The organism is Mesorhizobium sp. M6A.T.Ce.TU.016.01.1.1, from assembly GCF_003997065.1.
In the GTDB taxonomy this organism is placed as follows: Bacteria; Pseudomonadota; Alphaproteobacteria; order Rhizobiales; family Rhizobiaceae; genus Mesorhizobium; species Mesorhizobium mediterraneum.
Map to the genome: position 1 here is coordinate 145,362 of NZ_RZTJ01000009.1, position 17,635 is coordinate 162,996.

The following is a 17,635-nucleotide window of genomic DNA, read 5'->3' on the forward strand; positions in this document are numbered from 1 at the left end:
GCGTTTTAGGCGTGGACCCACAGCAAGCTCGACGTTTTGGGTCGCGGACCCATCCAGATTGTGGTTCTACGGACTGGATAGAGAACAAAACGGAGACACTTCTGGCCTTTCGCTGCCGAATCACTACATTCGGGGGAGATGTCCGGCTTTTCGGAAGATATGCCTTTTTTTGACGAACCGAACGCGCGGCCCGTGGCCCCGTCGGGCATTGCTGCGCGCGCCATGGCTGCCCGCAGCGGCCACAACAATGCGCCCGATTATCTGAACGGGCTCAACCCCGAGCAGCGGCTGGCGGTGGAAACCACCGAAGGCCCGGTTCTGGTGCTGGCCGGCGCCGGCACCGGCAAGACGCGCGTCTTGACCACCCGCATCGCCCACATCCTCGCCACCGGCAAGGCCTTCCCGTCGCAGATCCTCGCCGTCACCTTCACCAACAAGGCCGCGCGCGAAATGAAGCAGCGCATCGGCCTCTTGATCGGCGAAGGCAATGTGGAAGGCATGCCGTGGCTGGGCACCTTCCACTCGATTGGCGTGAAGCTCTTACGCCGGCACGCCGAACTTGCCGGGCTCAAGTCCGACTTCACCATCCTCGACACCGATGATGTCGTGCGCCTGATCAAGCAGCTCATCCAGGCCGAAGGGCTGGACGACAAGCGTTGGCCAGCCAAGCAGTTCGCCCAGATGATCGACGGCTGGAAAAACAAGGGCCGGGGCCCCGCCGATATCCCCGAGGGCGACGCCCGCGCCTTCGCCAACGGCAAGGGCCGAGAGCTCTACAAAGCCTACCAGGAGCGGCTGAAGACGCTGAACGCCTGCGACTTCGGCGACCTCCTGTGCCATCCGATCCGCATCTTCCGCGCCAACCCGGACGTGCTGAAGGAATACCATAAGCGCTTCCGCTACATCCTCGTCGACGAGTATCAGGACACCAACACCGCGCAGTACATGTGGCTGCGCCTGCTGGCGCAGCGGCCGCAATCCTCCCCCCTTGAGGGGGAGGTGCCCGCGAAGCGGGCGGAGGGGGTCGTCTCAGAAGGCACCGCCAGAGCGTCGAGCACTGCCGCCCGGACCCCACCCGGCCGGGCTTTGCCCGGCCACCCTCCCCTCAAGGGGGAGGGAAACCCGCGCCCGGCCACGGTTAATATCTGCTGCGTCGGCGACGACGATCAATCCATCTACGGCTGGCGCGGGGCCGAGGTCGACAACATCCTGCGCTTCGACAAGGATTTCCCCGGCGCCACGATCATCCGGCTGGAGCGCAACTATCGCTCCACCGCGCACATCCTCGGCACCGCCTCCCACCTCATCGCCCACAATGAAGGCCGCTTCGGCAAGACGCTGTTCACCGAAAAAGTCGCAGAGGACGATGAGAAAGTGCACGTCCATGCCGCCTGGGATTCCGAGGAGGAGGCCCGCGCCGTCGGCGAAACCATCGAAGCCTACCAGCGGCAGAAGCACAATCTCAACGACATGGCGATCCTGGTGCGCGCGTCCTTCCAGATGCGCGAGTTCGAGGATCGTTTCGTCACGCTCGGCCTCAACTACCGCGTCATCGGCGGCCCGCGCTTCTACGAGCGCCTCGAAATCCGCGATGCGCTGGCCTTCTTCCGCGTCGTCGCCCAAGGCGCCGACGACCTCGCCTTCGAGCGCATCGTCAACGTGCCGAAGCGCGGGTTGGGCGAAGCCACCATCCGCCAGATCCACGATACCGCCAGGGCGCTGCGCATCCCGATGCTGGAGGCCGCCGCCAAGCTCGCCGAAAGCGACGAGTTGAAGCCGAAGCCGCGCGCCGCACTGCGCGAGGTATCAGCCAATTTCGAGCGCTGGCAGAAGACGCTGGAAACCACGCCGCACACCGAACTGGCCGAGACCATACTGGAGGAGAGCGGCTACACCGACATGTGGAAGAACGACCGCTCGGTGGAAGCTCCCGGCCGGCTGGAAAACCTGAAAGAACTGATCCGCTCCATGGAGGAGTATGAATCGCTGCGCTCCTTCCTCGAACATGTCGCCCTGGTGATGGACGCCGAGCAGAACGCCGAGCTCGACGCCGTCAACATCATGACGCTGCATTCGGCCAAGGGCCTCGAATTCGAGACCGTTTTTCTGCCCGGCTGGGAGGAAGGCCTGTTCCCGCACCAGCGCGCACTCGACGAGGGCGGCCGCTCCGGGCTGGAGGAAGAACGGCGGCTGGCCTATGTCGGCCTGACCCGTGCCAAGAAGAACCTGCATTTGTGGTTCGTCTCCAACCGCCGCATCCATGGTCTGTGGCAATCGACGATCCCGTCGCGTTTCCTCGACGAATTGCCGGAAGCCCATGTCGAGGTCGCCGAAAGCGGCAACAGCTACGGCGGTTACGGCAATTCCTATGGCGGCGGCTCGTTCGCATCGGGCCGTGGCGGCCAAGGAGCAGGAAGGCAGAACCCCTATGGCGCCTCGCGTTTCGACAATGTCGGAGCCGAGAAATCCGGCGCCTTCTCCAACACCTATGCGACGCCGGGCTGGCAGCGCGCGCAACAGAACCGCACCGAGGCGACCGACCGCAACTGGGGCTCGCGTTCCGGTCACCAAGTCGAGCGCATCGGCTATGGCGAAACCGACAGTGGCTATGGCGCCGGCCGCACCAGCGTAAAAGGCCGCACCATCGACGGTGAGCTGGTCGCCAAGTCCGTCGCTGACACGCCATCTCCCTTCAATGTCGGCGACCGCGTCTTCCACCAGAAATTCGGCAACGGCAACATTTCGGCCATCGATGGCAACAAGCTGACCATCGACTTCGACAAGGCCGGCCAGAAACGCGTTCTGGACGGGTTTGTCACCGGGGTGTGAGAGACAGCAAAATCAATAAAAGAGCTGGATCAGACGCACGCCGACCCTCGCCTCGACATAACTGTTCCAGGCAGGCGGGAGTCCTGGGCACCTGGGAAAAGATGCATGTGGAACAACCCTGCGATATCATCGCGGGCCTGATTCATATGGTCTTTTGCCGAGCTGCCCGCCATGGACGAGAAGATGCCCGCGCGCCGGCGGACCGGCGACCTCACCAGTGGCCCCATCCCGCGCACGCTTCTGCTGTTCGCCCTGCCGGTGCTCGGTTCCAACGTGCTGCAGTCGCTCAATGGGTCGGTCAACGCCGTCTGGGTCGGCCGCTTCCTCGGCGAATCGGCGCTGACGGCCACGTCCAACGCCAATCTCGTGCTGTTTCTCATTCTCGGCACCGTTTTCGGCATCGGCATGGCGGCGACCATCCTGATCGCGCAATCGGTCGGCGCGCGTGACCTGCCCGAGGCCCGGCGCATCGTCGGCACCAGTGCCACCTTCTTCTTCGCCGTCTCGGTGGTGCTTGCGGTCTGCGGCTGGATCTGGGTCGACGCCATCCTCAATGCGCTGGGCACGCCATCCGATGCGCTGCCGCTAGCCCGCTCCTATCTGCGCATCATCTTCGTCGCCGTGCCGATGATGAACCTGCTCTCCTTCGTCATGACGGTGCTGCGCGGCGCCGGCGATTCGCGCACGCCCTTCATCTTCATGGCGCTGGCTGTGGTGCTCGACATCATCTTGAACCCGCTGCTCATCCGCGGCATCGGCCCGTTTCCCGAACTCGGCATATCAGGATCGGCCACCTCGACGCTGATCGGACAGACGGTGAGCGTCGTCGCAATCCTGGTCGTGCTCTACGCGCGCAAGCATCCGTTGCGGCTGGCCGGCGCCAACCTCGCTCTGCTGCGGCCGGACCCGGCGCTGCTGCGCATCGTCGTTTTCAAGGGCGTGCCGATGGGCCTGCAGATGATCGTGATCTCGGCCGCGGCGCTGACGGTGATGGGCATCGTCAATTCCTACGGCTCGCAGGTCGCCGCCGCCTACGGCATCGCCGCGCAGCTCTGGACCTACATCCAGATGCCGGCGCTGGCGATCGGCGCCGCGGTCTCCTCGATGGCCGCGCAGAATGTCGGCGCCGGGCGCTGGGACCGCATCGGCCGCATCGCCATGTCAGGCGTTGCCTTCAACCTCGTCCTGACCGGCGCGCTGGTCGCTTTGCTTTTCGTCTTCGACCGCCCGGTGCTCGGCCTCTTCCTCAGCAGCGACAGTGCCGCAATCGACATCGCCACCCATATCAACAAGGTCGCGTCCTGGTCCTTCATCCTGTTCGGCGTCACCATCGTGCTCTTCGCCACGGTGCGCGCCACCGGCGCGGTGATGCCGCCGCTAATCATCCTGGTGATCTCGGTGCTTCTGGTGCGCACCAGCTTCGCCTATTTCTTCCGAAGCGTGATCGGCGAGGAAGCGCTGTGGTGGAGCTTTCCGGTCGGCTCGATCACCTCGCTCGCGCTGGCAGCGGCCTATTACCGCTTCGGCCGCTGGCGCACTATGCACATGATCGAGGACAGGCCGGCCGCCGGCGAGCCGCCGGACACCGGCCTCGGCGTGCCGCGCCAGCGCGCGCATCTTTCGCCCGAGACGCCGAACGGCTGAACGATCGGCTCACCGCGCATATCTGGCTCCGAATGCGAGCGCCACCAGGGAAAAGATCGTGATCATGCCGGCAAAGGCCAGGCTTGCCATTGTCGCGCTTATCACCGTCGACAGGATGCCAATACCGATGACCGGCAGCGCATTGCCGCAAAAGCAGCAGATAAAGAAGGCTGAGACCACTTCGGCGCGGCGGCTGGCCGGCGCGATCTGGTTGACCACTTGCAGGCCGCCACGATAGCCGAGCGCTGCCGCGACGCCGCAGAATGCAGTCGCGGCGATCATGATGGCCATCGAAGCGAAGACCTGCGCCGCCACGACCAGGACGACGGTCGGGATCATCAGGGCCAAAGCCGCGAGCATGGTGCTGCGGCTCGAAAGGCGTGTCGTCACCAATATGGTGACGGCGGCCACGATCGCCATTTCGAAGAACAAGGCGCCGGCCAGGGCATGGTTGGTCACATGGAGCTGCTGCGCCAGTATGCTCGGCGCGAGCGCCGCGTAGAAACCGACCAGCGCCATGGCGCCGAAGCCGGTTACCGCTGGCGCCACGAAACCGGCGCGGATTTCACCAGGCACCGAGAACCGTGGCTGCATGGAGATATCGGCCAGTTTTCCCGGTTGTGAAATGGTTTCTCGCGTGCGCCAGACCAGCGCCGCGACAAGGGCAAGCACCGCCAGATAGACGACGAATGTCAGCCTTAGTGGCCACGGCGCATATTCGGCAAGCAGTCCCGCCGCCAGCGCACCAAGACCGAGACCAAAGAAATTGGTGCTGGTGGCAATGATGGCGGCACGTGATTTGTCGTCGGTAGCGACCAGCTCGGCGAGCCAGGCGGTGCCGGTTCCCGCACCGACGCCTATTCCCAAGCCGCTCAGAATCCGGGCGATGTCGAGCCACGCGACATTTTCGGCGAACAGGAAAAACAGCGCGCTGACGACCGCCACCGCCATTGCCGCCAGGGCGGCCGGCCGGCGGCCGATGACATCCGACACGCGCCCGAACATCAAAAGCGCCGCCAGGTTACCCAAGACATAAACGGCATAGACCAGGGTAAGGGTGATCTGCGAGAAGCCGAACGCCTGTTTGTAGATGACGTAAAGCGGCGTCAGCACCGTGCTGCCGGCGAAAAGAACTGCGATCATGGCAGCAACGGCGGCCATTGCCGCCCTGCCGCCGAGCTCGTTATCGCGCGTCATGGCGATCATTTCGACCTCCAGTTGTCAGGGAATCGTGACGCTAACGCCTGTTTCGGGCCAGGTGTTCCCCTCCTCGGACGTGCTCCTGACAGGTTTGGCGGTATTGCCGGTGGCGCTGCGCGAAATCATCTTTTAACTTCAGCGCATTGGTAAGGAGAATCCATGGGCAAGGGACGGGTCGAGGCATTTACCGATGGCGTCATGGCCATCATCATCACCATCATGGTGCTGGAATTGAAGGTGCCGCATAGCGCGGAATTTTCCGCGCTGGCACCTCTATGGCCCACTTTTCTCAGTTATGTGCTGTCCTTCATCTATGTCGGCATCTACTGGAACAATCTGCACAACATGTTCCACACCGTGCAGCGCGTCGATGGCCGCGTGCTGTGGGCCAATCTGCATCTGCTGTTCTGGCTGTCGTTGATGCCCGTGACCACCGCCTTCATGGGTGAAAACCATTTCGCGCCGGTGCCTGTCGCCGTTTACGGTGTTGTCCTGGCGCTTTGCGCGGCCGCCTACTTCATTCTGGTCGTCATGCTGCATCGGCTGCATGGCAACGACACTGCCTTCGCCAGGGCGGTAGGCACCGACCGCAAGGAAAAGATCTCGGTGGTCCTCTACATCGCCGCCATTCCGCTGACCTTCGTCAATCAATGGATCAGCGTCGCGCTCTATGTGCTGGTTGCCATTATCTGGTTCGTGCCGGACAAGCGGTTCGAAAAGCAGATCGAAAAATAGGTCTGCCTAGCCTCGCATCGCTTTCAGCTTTTCCGCCACCGAGGCAGCAAGATCGGCGTAGCGTTCCTCCAGCCGCTCGGCCGCCTTGATCACCGAAAAATCATGGCCGAATTTTTCCAGCGCCATGCGCAGCTTCTCGACGAACTCCGCCTGTTTTTCGAGCGCCGAAAACAGCGTCTTCACTTGCGCTTCACTGATATCGGGATTGGCAAGCATTTGCGGCACTTCGCGGCTCATTTGGTCACCGGTAGCGGTCTGTTCTTTCAGGATCTCGATCCAATCGGTCAATCGGTAAATCTCCTTTTTGTCAGGACAGCATGCGCAGCGCCTGCCGATGTGGTCAACCCAAGGACGCCAAAGCGGGCTTGCGCGGGCCCCTAGCCGCGTTAAGTTCGGCGCAACTGAACGAGGACAATCGCCATGACCACCGACGCCGAAATCCAGACCGCTTTGCCTGCCCTTGCCTCCGGCAACGCTGCCGTCATCACCGGCGGCGCCAGCGGCATCGGCCTTGCTGCGGCCAAGCGGCTGGCGGCGATGGGCCTGAAAATCGTGCTGGCCGATATCGGTGGCGCGCGGCTCGACGAGGCTGCCCGCGCCGTTGCCACAATTGCCGGCGATAACGCGGTGCTTGCTGTCGCCACCGATGTTTCCAAGGCCGACGAACTAGACCTGCTGGCCGAAAAGGCATTCGGTGCCTTCGGCGAGGTGTCTTTGTTGATGAACAATGCCGGGGTCGGCAACAATCCCGGCAAACCCTGGGAGAACCGCGACGCTTGGAAGCGGCTGCTGGACATCAATTTCTGGGGCGTCGTCCATGGCGTCGAGGCCTTCGCGCCGCGCATGCTGGCGGCCGGCAGGCCGGGCCTGATCGTCAACACCGGCTCCAAGCAAGGCATCACCACGCCGCCCGGCAACCTTGCCTACAACGTCTCCAAATCAGGCGTGAAGACCTTCACCGAAGGCCTGGCACACGCGCTGCGCAACGAGCCCAGCGCAAAGGTTGCGGCGCATCTGCTCATTCCGGGGTTCACTTTTACCGGCCTGACCGAGGGCGCGACCAAAAAACCCGCCGGTGCCTGGACAGGCGAGCAGGTGATCGACTTCATGCTGACCGCGCTGGTGCGTGGCGACTTCTACATCCTGTGCCCCGACAACGAGGCGACACGACCCATGGACGAAAAGCGCATGGCCTGGGCGATCGGCGACATCATCGAGAACCGCCCTGCTCTGTCGCGCTGGCACCCGGACCACAAGGACGCTTTCGCGGCGTTCATGGAAAGCTGATGCTTACGCCGCACGTGTCTTCGAGCCGCGCTTTTGCGCAGCGGCTTTCTTGACCGCCGCATCGGCGATCTTCTGGTCATGCCGTTTCGCCGCCTGTTCACATTTTTTGCGGATCTCCTCGACCTCGGATTCGGTCAGGTGCTCGATGCCGATAAAAGTATTGTGAGCTTTGCCGGCCCGGATCAACTCGTCGAGTTTCGTCTGAATCGCCGTGCCATCGCGGTTCTGGGTGTTCTGGATGAGGAACACCATCAGGAAGGTGACGATCGTCGTGCCGGTATTGATGACGAGTTGCCACGTATCGGAAAAGCCGAAAATCGGCCCGCTTATCGCCCAGGCCATGATGATCAGGCAGCAGATGGCGAATGTCGACGGCAGACCGGCGAGATGGGCGACGTAGTTGGCGATCTTCGTGAAACGCTTCTCTATCATGGTAGGGAGAAACAACCGGCAACCGCTCCGGGTTCCCTGAAAGGAGGGATTTCACGGGATTTCACGGACATAGCCGTGCACGCACCCGCAAGATCAGGGTATTTCGTTTTCCCAGCGGTCGAGGAAAACCTCGATGGACGGCGCCTGCATGTCGGGGACCGCCTTGGCCAGTTTCTCGACCGGCCAGTCCCACCAGGCAAGACGTTCGATCCGCGCGGCGATGTCCGCCGCGAAGCGTTGGCGCAATTGCCTGGCCGGAACGCCGGCGACAATCGCATAGGCAGGAACGTCGCGCGTCACCACCGCATTGGCGCCGATGATCGCGCCATTGCCGATGGTCACATCAGGCATGATCACCGCGCCATGGCCGATCCAGACATCGTGGCCGATGCTGACGGATTGCGCCCGGCGCCGTTCCCGGAAAGCCGCGTCGACGCCCAGCCAGCGAAAATACTCGTTCGGGCGGTAGCTGACCTTGTGCTGGGTCAGCCGCTCAATCGGATGCTCCAGCGCGTTGATGCGGCTGTTGGCGGCGATCGAACAGAACTTGCCGATGGTCGTGTAGATCGCCTCGGCGTGGCGCTCGAAATAGGAGAAATCGCCCACTATGACTTCACGCAAGATGACCCGCTCGCCGATCGAGGCGTAGCGTCCAAGCTTGCACGCCTTCAGCTCCGCGGTCGGGTGGATACGCGGCTCGGGGTCTTTCAGGACGAGGTTTTCGGGGCGGTCCATGCCGCGGCTTTACCCCCGCGCGATTGCTCCTGCAAGGCGGGAGCAATTGTCGCGTCGCCGATTGGTCCCGCAAGCGGGACCAATCGTCCGTCGCCTGTGCCAGAGCCTATTTTGGCTTGCCGTTGGTCCACACCACGTTCTGGCCGTAGAGCGGCACGGTGGTGACCGACATTTTCGCCGAACCGTCCTGCACCTGGCGCGAGTGCGACAGATAGATCAAGGTCTCATTGGCTTTGTCGTAGATGCGGTTCACCACCTGCTTCTTCCAGATCAGGCTGATGCCTTGCTTGAAAACCTCCTCGCCGGCCTCGCTCATGTCGATCTCGCTGATGGTGATCGGCCCGGTCTGACGGCAGGAGATCGAGGAATCGGACGGATCCTCGAACCAGTTGCCCTTTTGCAAGCGATCGATCACGCCGCGGTCGAAATAGGAGACGTGGCAGGTCACGCCTTCGACCTTGGGGTCCTTGATTGCCTCGACGATGATGTCGTTGCCTAGCCAGTCGACGCCGACCTTGCCGACCTCCTGGGCGAAAGCCGCACCAGCACCGATGACAAGGCATGCGGCCAAAGCGCCGCCGATCAGTTTTCGCCCAATCAGTCCTTGCAAGGAAGCCTCCTGCGGTTCGCGTTTTGCCGACCTCAGGTGGGACCGGCGGCAGCGCTTTGCAAGCGGATCATTTTTTGACAGGAATGCCGGTTGCGGCAACGCGACATCTTTGCGCGCGCGAGATCAAACCGTTAAGAGTGTTCGCCGAACAAGCTTGCGCCGATACGGCGCCAATGAAAATCACGACGGACACCCAATTGATGATGCGTTCGATACTGGTCGGCATTCTTGTCCTGATGGCAGCAGGCATCGGCTGGCTCACCTTCGACTGGTACCGCGGGCACTATGGCGGCGAGCCGTTCGGCGCGCCGTTCACGCTGGTCGACCAGAAGGGCGCTCCAGTCACCGAGGCTGCCTTTCGCGGCCACCCCAGCGTCGTCTTCTTCGGCTTCACCCATTGCCCGGAGGTCTGCCCGACCACGCTGTTCGAACTGGCCGGCTGGCTGAAGACGATGGGTGACGACGGCAAGAACCTGCGCGCCTATTTCGTCTCGGTGGACCCGGAACGCGACACACCCGAAATCATGAACGCCTATATCAGCAATTTCTCCGACCGCATCCTCGGCATCACTGGCGAACCGGATAAGGTCCACGCCATGGCCAAATCCTTCGGCATCTATTCGAAGAAGGTCGATACGGGCAACGGCGACTACACGATGGACCACACCGCTTCGGTGCTGCTGCTCAACGCCAGGGGCGACTTCGCCGGCACCATCGCCTACGGCGAAAGCCCGGACACCGCCATCGCCAAGCTCAAGCGGCTGGCGGCGGAAGATTAGAGCATGATCCCGAAAAGTGAGACCGGTTTTCGGAAAAGATCATGCTCAAACAAAAACATCGTTTGATGACCCAAACGCGGCTTTATTTCACCACTGGAAAGATCGAGGCCGACCGTATCTTCGCGGCGTTCGAAGCAGCCTTTGAGGACGAGGGCCTGCCGATTGCCAGCCTCGAAGTCGATGAGGATCGCGACATCCACGAAGTGTCGCTCTATGCCGACGGCGATGTCGATGCCGTCGAGGCGCGCGTGAAAGAGGTTCTTGCCGGGCTTGCCCTGTCGAGGCCGATTGCGCGCGAGCCCGTGCCTGATATCGACTGGGTGACGCGCTCGCTGGAGGGACTGAAACCGGTACGCGCCGGCCGTTTCTTCGTCCACGGCGCGCATGACCGCAGGAAGCGCCACAGCGGCGAGCTCGCCATCGAGATCGAAGCGGGCCTCGCCTTTGGCACCGGCCATCACGGCACCACCGCCGGCTGCCTCGAAACACTGGAACAGGTCGTGCGGCGCGAGCACCCGCGCAACGCGCTCGACCTCGGCACCGGCAGTGCCGTGCTGGCGATCGCGGTGGCCAAGCTCGCCCACATCCCGGTGCTGGCGACCGATATCGATCCGGTCGCCATAAAGGTCGCAGCCGCCAATGCGCGGCTCAACCACGTCAAGGCGCTCGTCGAAACGGCGACGGCGCCGGGCTTCCACCATCCGATCTTTGCCGCGCGCGGCCCCTTCGACCTCATCGTCGCCAACATACTGGCGCGGCCGCTGATGCGGCTGGCGCCCGAAATGGCCGGGCATGTCACCTTGGGCGGCTCGATCGTGCTATCAGGCATCCTCGACCGGCAGCGCGACGCAGTGATCTCGGCCTATGTCGGCCAGCGGTTCCGCCATGTCAGGACGTTGCACCGCGAGGGCTGGGTGACGATCCACCTCAAGCGGTGACGCGCAGCGCCTTCAAACGCAAGCAGCAAGTCGCTCAGACGTAGGGCGACCTTGCCGCCTTCCTCAGCTCTTCGCGATCGTAGCCGTGCGCTTTCAGCGTTTCGTCGTCAAAGCCAAGCAGAACGCCGCTCACATAGCGGCTCGCTTCGCGCTGGCGCGCTTCGATGAGAGCGTTCATGGCGCTTCGGAAAAATCCGCGTCTGGCTGAAATCGTGGACATGATGGTCTCCTTTGCAGTGCAATAAGAGTCGTTCCTCCACTCCAAAAAGGTAAGCTCTGCTGACCTATTTGAAAATCGCTGATTCTGCATGGCGTCTATGCGCAAAAGCGATGCTGCTGGACCAAATCCCGTCGGTTGTCAGGCGGCTGATGCTGTAGCACTTTGATCTTGCGCTGGTTTTCTCCGAACCGAAGATCAGCCCAGCAAAAGTCGATTCCGATTTTCGGGGTCATGCGCTACGGTCGCGCCAGCATCCGAGGAGAGCCCCGTCATGTTCCAGACTTTTGATTCCGCCGGCGACCCAGCCGTCGGCAAGCCGCGGGTGGCGCTGCTGCGTCAATGGCTGGCGGCCAACGACCTGGATGGCTTCATCGTGCCGCGTGCCGATGAGCATCAGGGCGAATATGTCGCCGACCGCTCGGCGCGGCTGAAATGGCTGACCGGCTTCAGTGGCTCGGCCGGCATCGCCATCGTGCTCGGCGACCGCGCCGTCATGTTCGTCGACGGGCGCTACACGCTGCAGGTGCGCCAGGAAGTCGATCTCGACATCTTCTCGATCGAAAGCCTGGTCGACAATCCGCCTCCCACTTGGATCAAGGACAATCTCGGCAAGGGCGTGCGGCTTGGCTTCGATCCGTGGCTGCAGACGATCGGCGACGTGAAAGCGCTGAAAGCTTCGGCCGAAAAATCGGGGGCGACATTGGTGCCGCTCGAGAAGAATCCAATCGACGCCATCTGGAAGGACCAGCCCGACCCGCCGCGGGCGCCGGTCGAGCTCCATCCGATCGCCTTTGCCGGCGAACTGGCCAAGGACAAGCTGGCGCGGCTGGCGTCGGCCATCGGCAAGGATGGCGCCACCCATGCCGTGCTGACCGACCCGTCCTCCATCGCCTGGGCCTTCGACATCCGCGGCGGCGACGTGCCGCATACGCCGCTGGCGCTCGGCTTCGCTGTGCTCGCCGCCGACGGGTCGCACCAACTTTTCATGGACCAGCGCAAGTTTTCGCGCACCGTCGCGGCCTATCTGACGCAGCTCGCCGAATTGCACCAGCCCGGTGAATTCGAAGCTGTTATCGCAGCCCTGGCCAAGGGCGGCGCAAAAATCGCGCTGGATCCGGTGCTGGCGGCGGAGAAGCTTAAAATGCTAGTCGAGGACAATGGCGGCACCGTCATTTCAGCGCCTGACCCTGCCCGCATTCCACGCGCCACGAAAAACCAGGCCGAGATCAACGGCACCCGCGCCGCGCATCGCCGCGATGGCGCCGCGGTGGCCAAGCTGCTCTGCTGGCTCGACCGCCAGAAACCCGGCAAGCTCGACGAAATCGCCGTCGTCACCAAGCTCGAGGAATGCCGACGGAGCACGGGCGAGGAAACGCAGATGCCGCTGCGCGACGTATCCTTCGACACGATCTCGGGCGCCGGTCCGAACGGCGCCATCATGCACTACCGCGTTTCCCGCGCCACCAGCCGAAAGCTTCAGTCTGGCGAGCTGTTCCTGCTCGATTCCGGCGGGCAGTATCAGGACGGCACCACCGACATCACCCGCACTGTGCCGATCGGCAAGCCGACCGAGGAAATGCGCGAACGCTTCACGCTGGTGCTGAAGGGCATGATCGGCATTTCCATGCTGCGCTTTCCCCCGGGCACGCGCGGCTCCGAAATCGATGCCGTGGCGCGTCTTGCCCTGTGGAGACATGGCTGCGATTTCGCCCACGGCACCGGCCACGGCGTCGGCTCCTATCTGGCCGTCCACGAAGGACCGCAACGCATCGCCAAGACCGGCACTGAAAAGCTGCTGGCGGGCATGATCCTCTCCAACGAGCCGGGCTACTACAAGGAAGGCTCTTACGGCATCCGCATCGAGAATCTCCTCCTAGTGACGCCAGCCGAGCAGATAGAGGGCGGCGACATCGCCATGCATGGCTTCGAGACGCTGACGCTGGCGCCCATCGACACCAGGCTGGTGCGGTCCGACCTTTTGACGCGTGACGAGTTGCATTGGCTCGACCAATATCATGCGCGCGTGCTGGCCGAGATCGGACCAATGCTCGACGGCGAGATGCTGGCATGGCTGGAAAAGGCAACCGCACCGCTGCCGCACGACCAGAAGTCGTGATTTTCACAAAGGCGTGTAGCAGGTTTCGTCTATCCGACGAACTGCCGGGCGAGGATCAGCACGGCGGCACCGGCCAAAAACATCGCCATAAGCCCGCCGCGCAGCGAGACCAGCCCGGCGACGATCAATGCCGCCCATTCCGTCGGCCCGGCGCTCAGCGCTGCCGGCGCGACCAGAGTGGTCAGCACCGCCGCCGGCACCGCATTCAGCCCGGCCTCGACGCGCGGATGGATGTTTTCGAAGCGCGAGATGACCAGATGGCCGCCGATGCGGGTGAGATAGGTGGCGATCGCGCCGGCGATGATGATCCACAGGGTTGTGCTCATGGCCGCGCCTCCACACCACTGTGGTGCGGCGGCAGGATGACAGCGAGCAGCACGCCGGCCACGGCGCCAATGGAGACGTGCCAGGGCGAGCCCACCGTCTTGTAGGCTATGATGGAGGCAGCAGCACTGGCGACGACCACCGGTAGCCACAGTGGCCGTTTGCGAAAGCTCATGACCAGTCCGAGAAAATAGATCGGCAGCAGGAAATCGATGCCCAGCGCATGCGTATCGGGAATGAGCTTGCCGAACATCGCGCCGAGCGCGCTTTCGGTTACCCAGAACACATAGACCGGCAGTCCCAGCCCCATGTACCAGGCGAAGCCGACCGTCTCGCCGGCTTCCGCCTTACGCTCAGCCACCGCGAACTGCGGATCGGTGAGCAGGAAATAGCCTACCGCTTGCTGGATCAGCGGCCAGTGCGCGATGCGCCGGCCGATACCGGCGGAATAAAGCACATGGCGGAAATTCACGGCGAAGATCGACAGCACGATCAGCCATGGCGCGACATGCTGCCCGAACAATTCGATACCCACCATCTGGCTCGCGCCGCCGTAAACCATGGCGCTCATCAGGACGGCTTCGAGCACCGAAAAACCATTGTCGACGGCAAGCGCACCGAACAGCAGTCCAAACGGCGCCGCCGCCACCACGACGGGCATGCTGAGCCGCACGCCTTGCCAGAAATCGCTCTTCGCGCGGTTTTCGGAGATTGCTTCCGCCGACATCAGCCACTCCTTGGGACCATTCTTTTGGAGAAAGGTCGTATGTAGGGAGCGCCACTTGCCTTGTCACACCAATTCGCTTGAGCCAAACGATCAGCGGAAATGATCGCGCAACCATTTTGCACGTTCAGGCCTGCATCATCGGTCCGGAGCTTAGTCCACCGGGACTTGGCCTTCGATCGCCCTGCCCCAGTCGAGCAGCGGCTTGGCCCGCATGGTGAAATCGACGAGTTCGTCGACCAGTGCCGCACTGTGGATTCCCGCAGGGTCGATCTCGTGCCGGACTACGAAATGCCGATTGCGGATGGCGGCCACGAGGTCGATGTCGGTGACATGCTCGAAGCCACGCGGTGTGCGCTTCATGCAGCCTTCCGGATCAAGTTCGAGACGGTTTTGCTTCAACGCCTTGATCAGCGCTCGGAATTCACCCGGCCGTGTCCCGATGGCTTGGCGCATCGCCAGCAAAAGCGCCGGCCCGGGTTGCCACCAGGCAACGGCGGCAAAGCAGCGCTCAATCCCGATATAGACGAACAACACGCCCTGTTCCATCTTGGTGCCGTCAGGCGAAAGAATTGCCGACAGATGCCGGTTATAGGGTCGTTTATCCTTAGCGAAACGCACGTCGCGATTGATCCGGAACAGCGACTTCTTGCGATCGCCGCGCAACCCCAGCCCCACTACAGCGAAGCGCTCGGAGAGCGTTTCGACCAGATCGCCGAAAGGATCGCGCAACTCGCTTTCGAAAAGGTCGCGGTTTTCGACAAACCACTCCCGGCGCTGATGAAAATTGAGCGCCTTGAGGAAGGGAATTGCCTTTTGGCCGAAACCGTTGAACGCAGCGGCCGTCATCCGCCCTTGCCGATCCGCACGAACCACGCATCCTCGTCGATCACTTCGATACCGAGCTCGGTGGCGAGCTTGAGCTTGGAGCCCGCACCTGGTCCGGCAACGACGAGATCGGTCCTCTTCGACACCGAGCCGGCGACCTTGGCGCCGAGCTTTTCGGCCATTGCCTTGGCCTCGTCGCGCGACATTTTCTCCAGCGCACCGGTGAAGACCACCGTCTTGCCGGAGACCGGCGACGACACGCCACCGACTGGCTCCTCGTCGAGCACTGTTACTTCCGCCAGCAATGCGTCGAGCGCCTGCCGGTTATGGTCTTCAGCGAAGAAGTCGACCACCGCTTCGGCCACGATCGAGCCGATGCCGTTGATGCCGTTCAACTCCTGCCAGGCGGCGTTGCCCGGGTCGCCCTTGCCGGCCGGCATGACGGCGCTTTGCCCGGTTTCGCGGAAAGCGGCAAAGGAAAGGAAATGGCGAGCCAGCCGCTTGGCGTTGGTTTCGCCGATGTGGCGAATGCCGAGCGCATAGAGGAAGCGTGAGAACTCGACCTGCCGCCGGTCGTCGATTGCCGCGAACAGCTTGCGTACCGAGGTCGCGCCGAAACCGTCGACATTCTCGAGCTTGGTCAGCGATGCTGCCTGCCGTGCATTCAGTGTGAAGATGTCGGCCGGCGAATAGATGCGCAGCGATGGATCCTCGGCATGGAAGAAGAACTCAATCTGCTTCTCGCCCAGCCCCTCGATATCAAAAGCGCCTCGAGACACGAAATGGCGCAGACGCTCCACCGCCTGCGCCGGGCAGATCAAACCGCCTGTGCAGCGCCTGACTGCTTCACCCTCCTCACGCACGGCGTGGCTGCCGCAGGCCGGGCAAAGCACTGGGAATGCATATGGCACACTGTCGGGCGGCCGCTTTTCCATGACCACGTCGATGACCTGCGGGATGACATCGCCAGCACGCTGGATGCTCACAGTGTCGCCGATGCGAATGTCACGGCCTTCGCGGATCGGCTGGCCGCTATTGCCAATGCCCTTGATGTAGTCCTCATTGTGCAGCGTCGCGTTGGTCACCACGACGCCGCCGACCGTCACCGGCGCCAGCCGCGCCACCGGTGTCAGCGCTCCGGTGCGGCCGACCTGGATGTCGATGCCGGTCAGGATCGTGGTCGCCTTCTCGGCCGGGAATTTATGCGCGATCGCCCAGCGTGGCGAGCGTGACACAAAACCCAGCCGCTGCTGCAGCTCGAGACTGTTCACCTTGTAGACGACGCCGTCGATGTCGTAGCCGAGCGTCGCCCGGTTGGATTCGATCAGCCGGTATTGTTCAAGCAACCCCTCGACGCTGTCGAACAGCTTCATCAGCGGATTGACCCTGAAGCCAAAGCGCTCGAACGCTGCCACCATGCCCATTTGCGTGTCGGCGGGCATGGCGCTCACCGCGCCCCAGGCATAGGCGAAAAACCGCAGCGGCCGGCTGGCGGTGATCGAGGTGTCGAGCTGGCGCAGAGAGCCTGCCGCCGAGTTGCGCGGATTGGCAAAAACCTGCTTTCCGGCCTCGGCATTGCGGCGATTGAGCTCAGCGAAATCAGTGAGGCGCATATAGACCTCGCCGCGCACTTCCAATACTTCGGGGAAATCCCCCGAAAGCACATTGGGAATCTCAGCGATGGTACGGGCGTTGGCTGTCACATCTTCCCCGACCTGGCCGTTGCCACGCGTTGCTGCCGTCACCAGCCGTCCCGCCTCGTAGCGCAGCGACAGCGACAGGCCGTCGATCTTCGGCTCGGCCGTCATCGCCAGCGGCGCGTCGGCGCCGAGCCGCAAGAAACGGCGGATGCGGCCGACGAAATCGATCACGTCGGCATCGGCAAAAGCGTTGTCGAGCGACAGCATCGGAATGGCGTGGACGATCTTGCCGAATTTCTCGGAGACCGCCGCACCGACTTTCCGGGACGGCGAATCCTCGCGCACAAGATGAGGAAAACGCTGCTCGATGGCGAGATTGCGCCGCCGCAGCGCATCGTAGGCGGCGTCCGAAATCGTCGGCGCATCTTCGGCATGGTAGCGCAAATCATGGCCGGCGATTTCCTGCGCCAACCGCTTCAGCTCGCTTGCTGCCTCGCTTTCATCAAGCGAATCGACAGGTTTTTCGGACATGCACTGCTCCTCGACGCATGATCCCGAAGCTCGGAACGATCTTCGGAAATGACTATGCGCAAA

17 protein-coding genes are annotated in these 17,635 nt (G+C 62.8%); 7 read left to right on the forward strand and 10 right to left on the reverse strand.

From position 1 onward, the window contains the following. Window positions 1-138 precede the first annotated feature (138 nt). Window positions 139-2,829: a UvrD-helicase domain-containing protein gene (locus EOC94_RS18480; RefSeq protein WP_127292414.1), complete on the forward strand. Its 2,691-nt coding sequence runs from the start codon at window positions 139-141 to the stop codon at window positions 2,827-2,829. A 171-nt stretch (window positions 2,830-3,000) separates the two neighbouring features. Next, window positions 3,001-4,473, forward strand: a complete 1,473-nt coding sequence (locus EOC94_RS18485) for an MATE family efflux transporter (RefSeq protein ID WP_127292417.1) — start codon at window positions 3,001-3,003, stop codon at window positions 4,471-4,473. Between the two features lie 9 nt (window positions 4,474-4,482). Here the strand turns inward: EOC94_RS18485 and EOC94_RS18490 are convergent, their stop codons facing one another. Then, window positions 4,483-5,679 carry an MFS transporter gene (locus EOC94_RS18490; protein WP_127292421.1) on the reverse strand — a complete coding sequence of 399 codons (1,197 nt, stop codon included), beginning with the start codon at window positions 5,677-5,679 and terminating at the stop codon, window positions 4,483-4,485. Between the two features lie 153 nt (window positions 5,680-5,832). Here EOC94_RS18490 and EOC94_RS18495 point away from each other — a divergent pair, with 153 nt between their 5' ends. Further along, window positions 5,833-6,408, forward strand: coding sequence for a TMEM175 family protein (locus EOC94_RS18495; RefSeq protein ID WP_095483356.1), 576 nt, complete (start codon window positions 5,833-5,835; stop codon window positions 6,406-6,408). A gap of 6 nt (window positions 6,409-6,414) precedes the next feature. Here the strand turns inward: EOC94_RS18495 and EOC94_RS18500 are convergent, their stop codons facing one another. Continuing rightward, window positions 6,415-6,696, reverse strand: coding sequence for a hypothetical protein (locus EOC94_RS18500; RefSeq protein WP_029351415.1), 282 nt, complete (start codon window positions 6,694-6,696; stop codon window positions 6,415-6,417). A gap of 132 nt (window positions 6,697-6,828) precedes the next feature. Here EOC94_RS18500 and EOC94_RS18505 point away from each other — a divergent pair, with 132 nt between their 5' ends. Beyond that, window positions 6,829-7,695, forward strand: coding sequence for an SDR family NAD(P)-dependent oxidoreductase (locus EOC94_RS18505; RefSeq protein ID WP_127292439.1), 867 nt, complete (start codon window positions 6,829-6,831; stop codon window positions 7,693-7,695). Window positions 7,696-7,698: 3 nt separating this feature from the next. On the opposite strand, the gene EOC94_RS18510 is transcribed toward EOC94_RS18505, so the two are convergent. The 3 genes from EOC94_RS18510 to EOC94_RS18520 all read right to left on the reverse strand — a co-directional run bounded on the left by EOC94_RS18510 (window position 7,699) and on the right by EOC94_RS18520 (window position 9,472). Continuing rightward, window positions 7,699-8,127 carry a low affinity iron permease family protein gene (locus tag EOC94_RS18510; RefSeq protein ID WP_164897887.1) on the reverse strand — a complete coding sequence of 143 codons (429 nt, stop codon included), beginning with the start codon at window positions 8,125-8,127 and terminating at the stop codon, window positions 7,699-7,701. A gap of 93 nt (window positions 8,128-8,220) precedes the next feature. Continuing rightward, the gene (locus EOC94_RS18515) at window positions 8,221-8,862 is read right to left on the reverse strand and encodes a DapH/DapD/GlmU-related protein (RefSeq protein ID WP_127292441.1); all 642 of its coding nucleotides are present in this window, start codon (window positions 8,860-8,862) and stop codon (window positions 8,221-8,223) included. 106 nt (window positions 8,863-8,968) lie between these two features. Then, window positions 8,969-9,472 (reverse strand): CreA family protein, encoded by a 504-nt coding sequence (locus EOC94_RS18520; RefSeq protein WP_095483478.1) that lies wholly within the window; start codon window positions 9,470-9,472, stop codon window positions 8,969-8,971. 200 nt (window positions 9,473-9,672) lie between these two features. On the opposite strand from EOC94_RS18520, the gene EOC94_RS18525 reads away from it, so the two are divergent. Both EOC94_RS18525 and EOC94_RS18530 read left to right on the forward strand, forming a co-directional pair. Beyond that, window positions 9,673-10,251: an SCO family protein gene (locus EOC94_RS18525; protein ID WP_127292541.1), complete on the forward strand. Its 579-nt coding sequence runs from the start codon at window positions 9,673-9,675 to the stop codon at window positions 10,249-10,251. Between the two features lie 65 nt (window positions 10,252-10,316). Further along, on the forward strand, window positions 10,317-11,189 hold the full coding sequence (locus tag EOC94_RS18530; RefSeq protein WP_127292544.1) for a 50S ribosomal protein L11 methyltransferase: 873 nt from the start codon (window positions 10,317-10,319) through the stop codon (window positions 11,187-11,189). A gap of 34 nt (window positions 11,190-11,223) precedes the next feature. Here the strand turns inward: EOC94_RS18530 and EOC94_RS18535 are convergent, their stop codons facing one another. Continuing rightward, entirely contained in the window at window positions 11,224-11,409 is a 186-nt protein-coding gene (locus EOC94_RS18535; protein WP_095483353.1) for a hypothetical protein, read from the reverse strand. 271 nt (window positions 11,410-11,680) lie between these two features. Between EOC94_RS18535 and EOC94_RS18540 the strand changes: the two genes are divergently transcribed. After that, the gene (locus EOC94_RS18540) at window positions 11,681-13,525 is read left to right on the forward strand and encodes an aminopeptidase P family protein (RefSeq protein ID WP_127292444.1); all 1,845 of its coding nucleotides are present in this window, start codon (window positions 11,681-11,683) and stop codon (window positions 13,523-13,525) included. A gap of 29 nt (window positions 13,526-13,554) precedes the next feature. Here the strand turns inward: EOC94_RS18540 and EOC94_RS18545 are convergent, their stop codons facing one another. The 4 genes from EOC94_RS18545 to ligA all read right to left on the reverse strand — a co-directional run bounded on the left by EOC94_RS18545 (window position 13,555) and on the right by ligA (window position 17,572). Next, window positions 13,555-13,851, reverse strand: coding sequence for an AzlD family protein (locus tag EOC94_RS18545; protein WP_095483346.1), 297 nt, complete (start codon window positions 13,849-13,851; stop codon window positions 13,555-13,557). Continuing rightward, on the reverse strand, window positions 13,848-14,576 hold the full coding sequence (locus EOC94_RS18550; protein ID WP_126105896.1) for an AzlC family ABC transporter permease: 729 nt from the start codon (window positions 14,574-14,576) through the stop codon (window positions 13,848-13,850). Before EOC94_RS18550 ends, EOC94_RS18545 begins: the two co-directional genes overlap by 4 nt. Window positions 14,577-14,726: 150 nt before the next feature. Continuing rightward, entirely contained in the window at window positions 14,727-15,422 is a 696-nt protein-coding gene (locus EOC94_RS18555; RefSeq protein WP_127292446.1) for a TIGR02453 family protein, read from the reverse strand. Beyond that, complete coding sequence (ligA, locus tag EOC94_RS18560) at window positions 15,419-17,572, reverse strand: NAD-dependent DNA ligase LigA (protein ID WP_127292449.1); 2,154 nt, start codon at window positions 17,570-17,572, stop codon at window positions 15,419-15,421. Before ligA ends, EOC94_RS18555 begins: the two co-directional genes overlap by 4 nt. Between the last annotated feature and the right edge of the window lie 63 nt (window positions 17,573-17,635).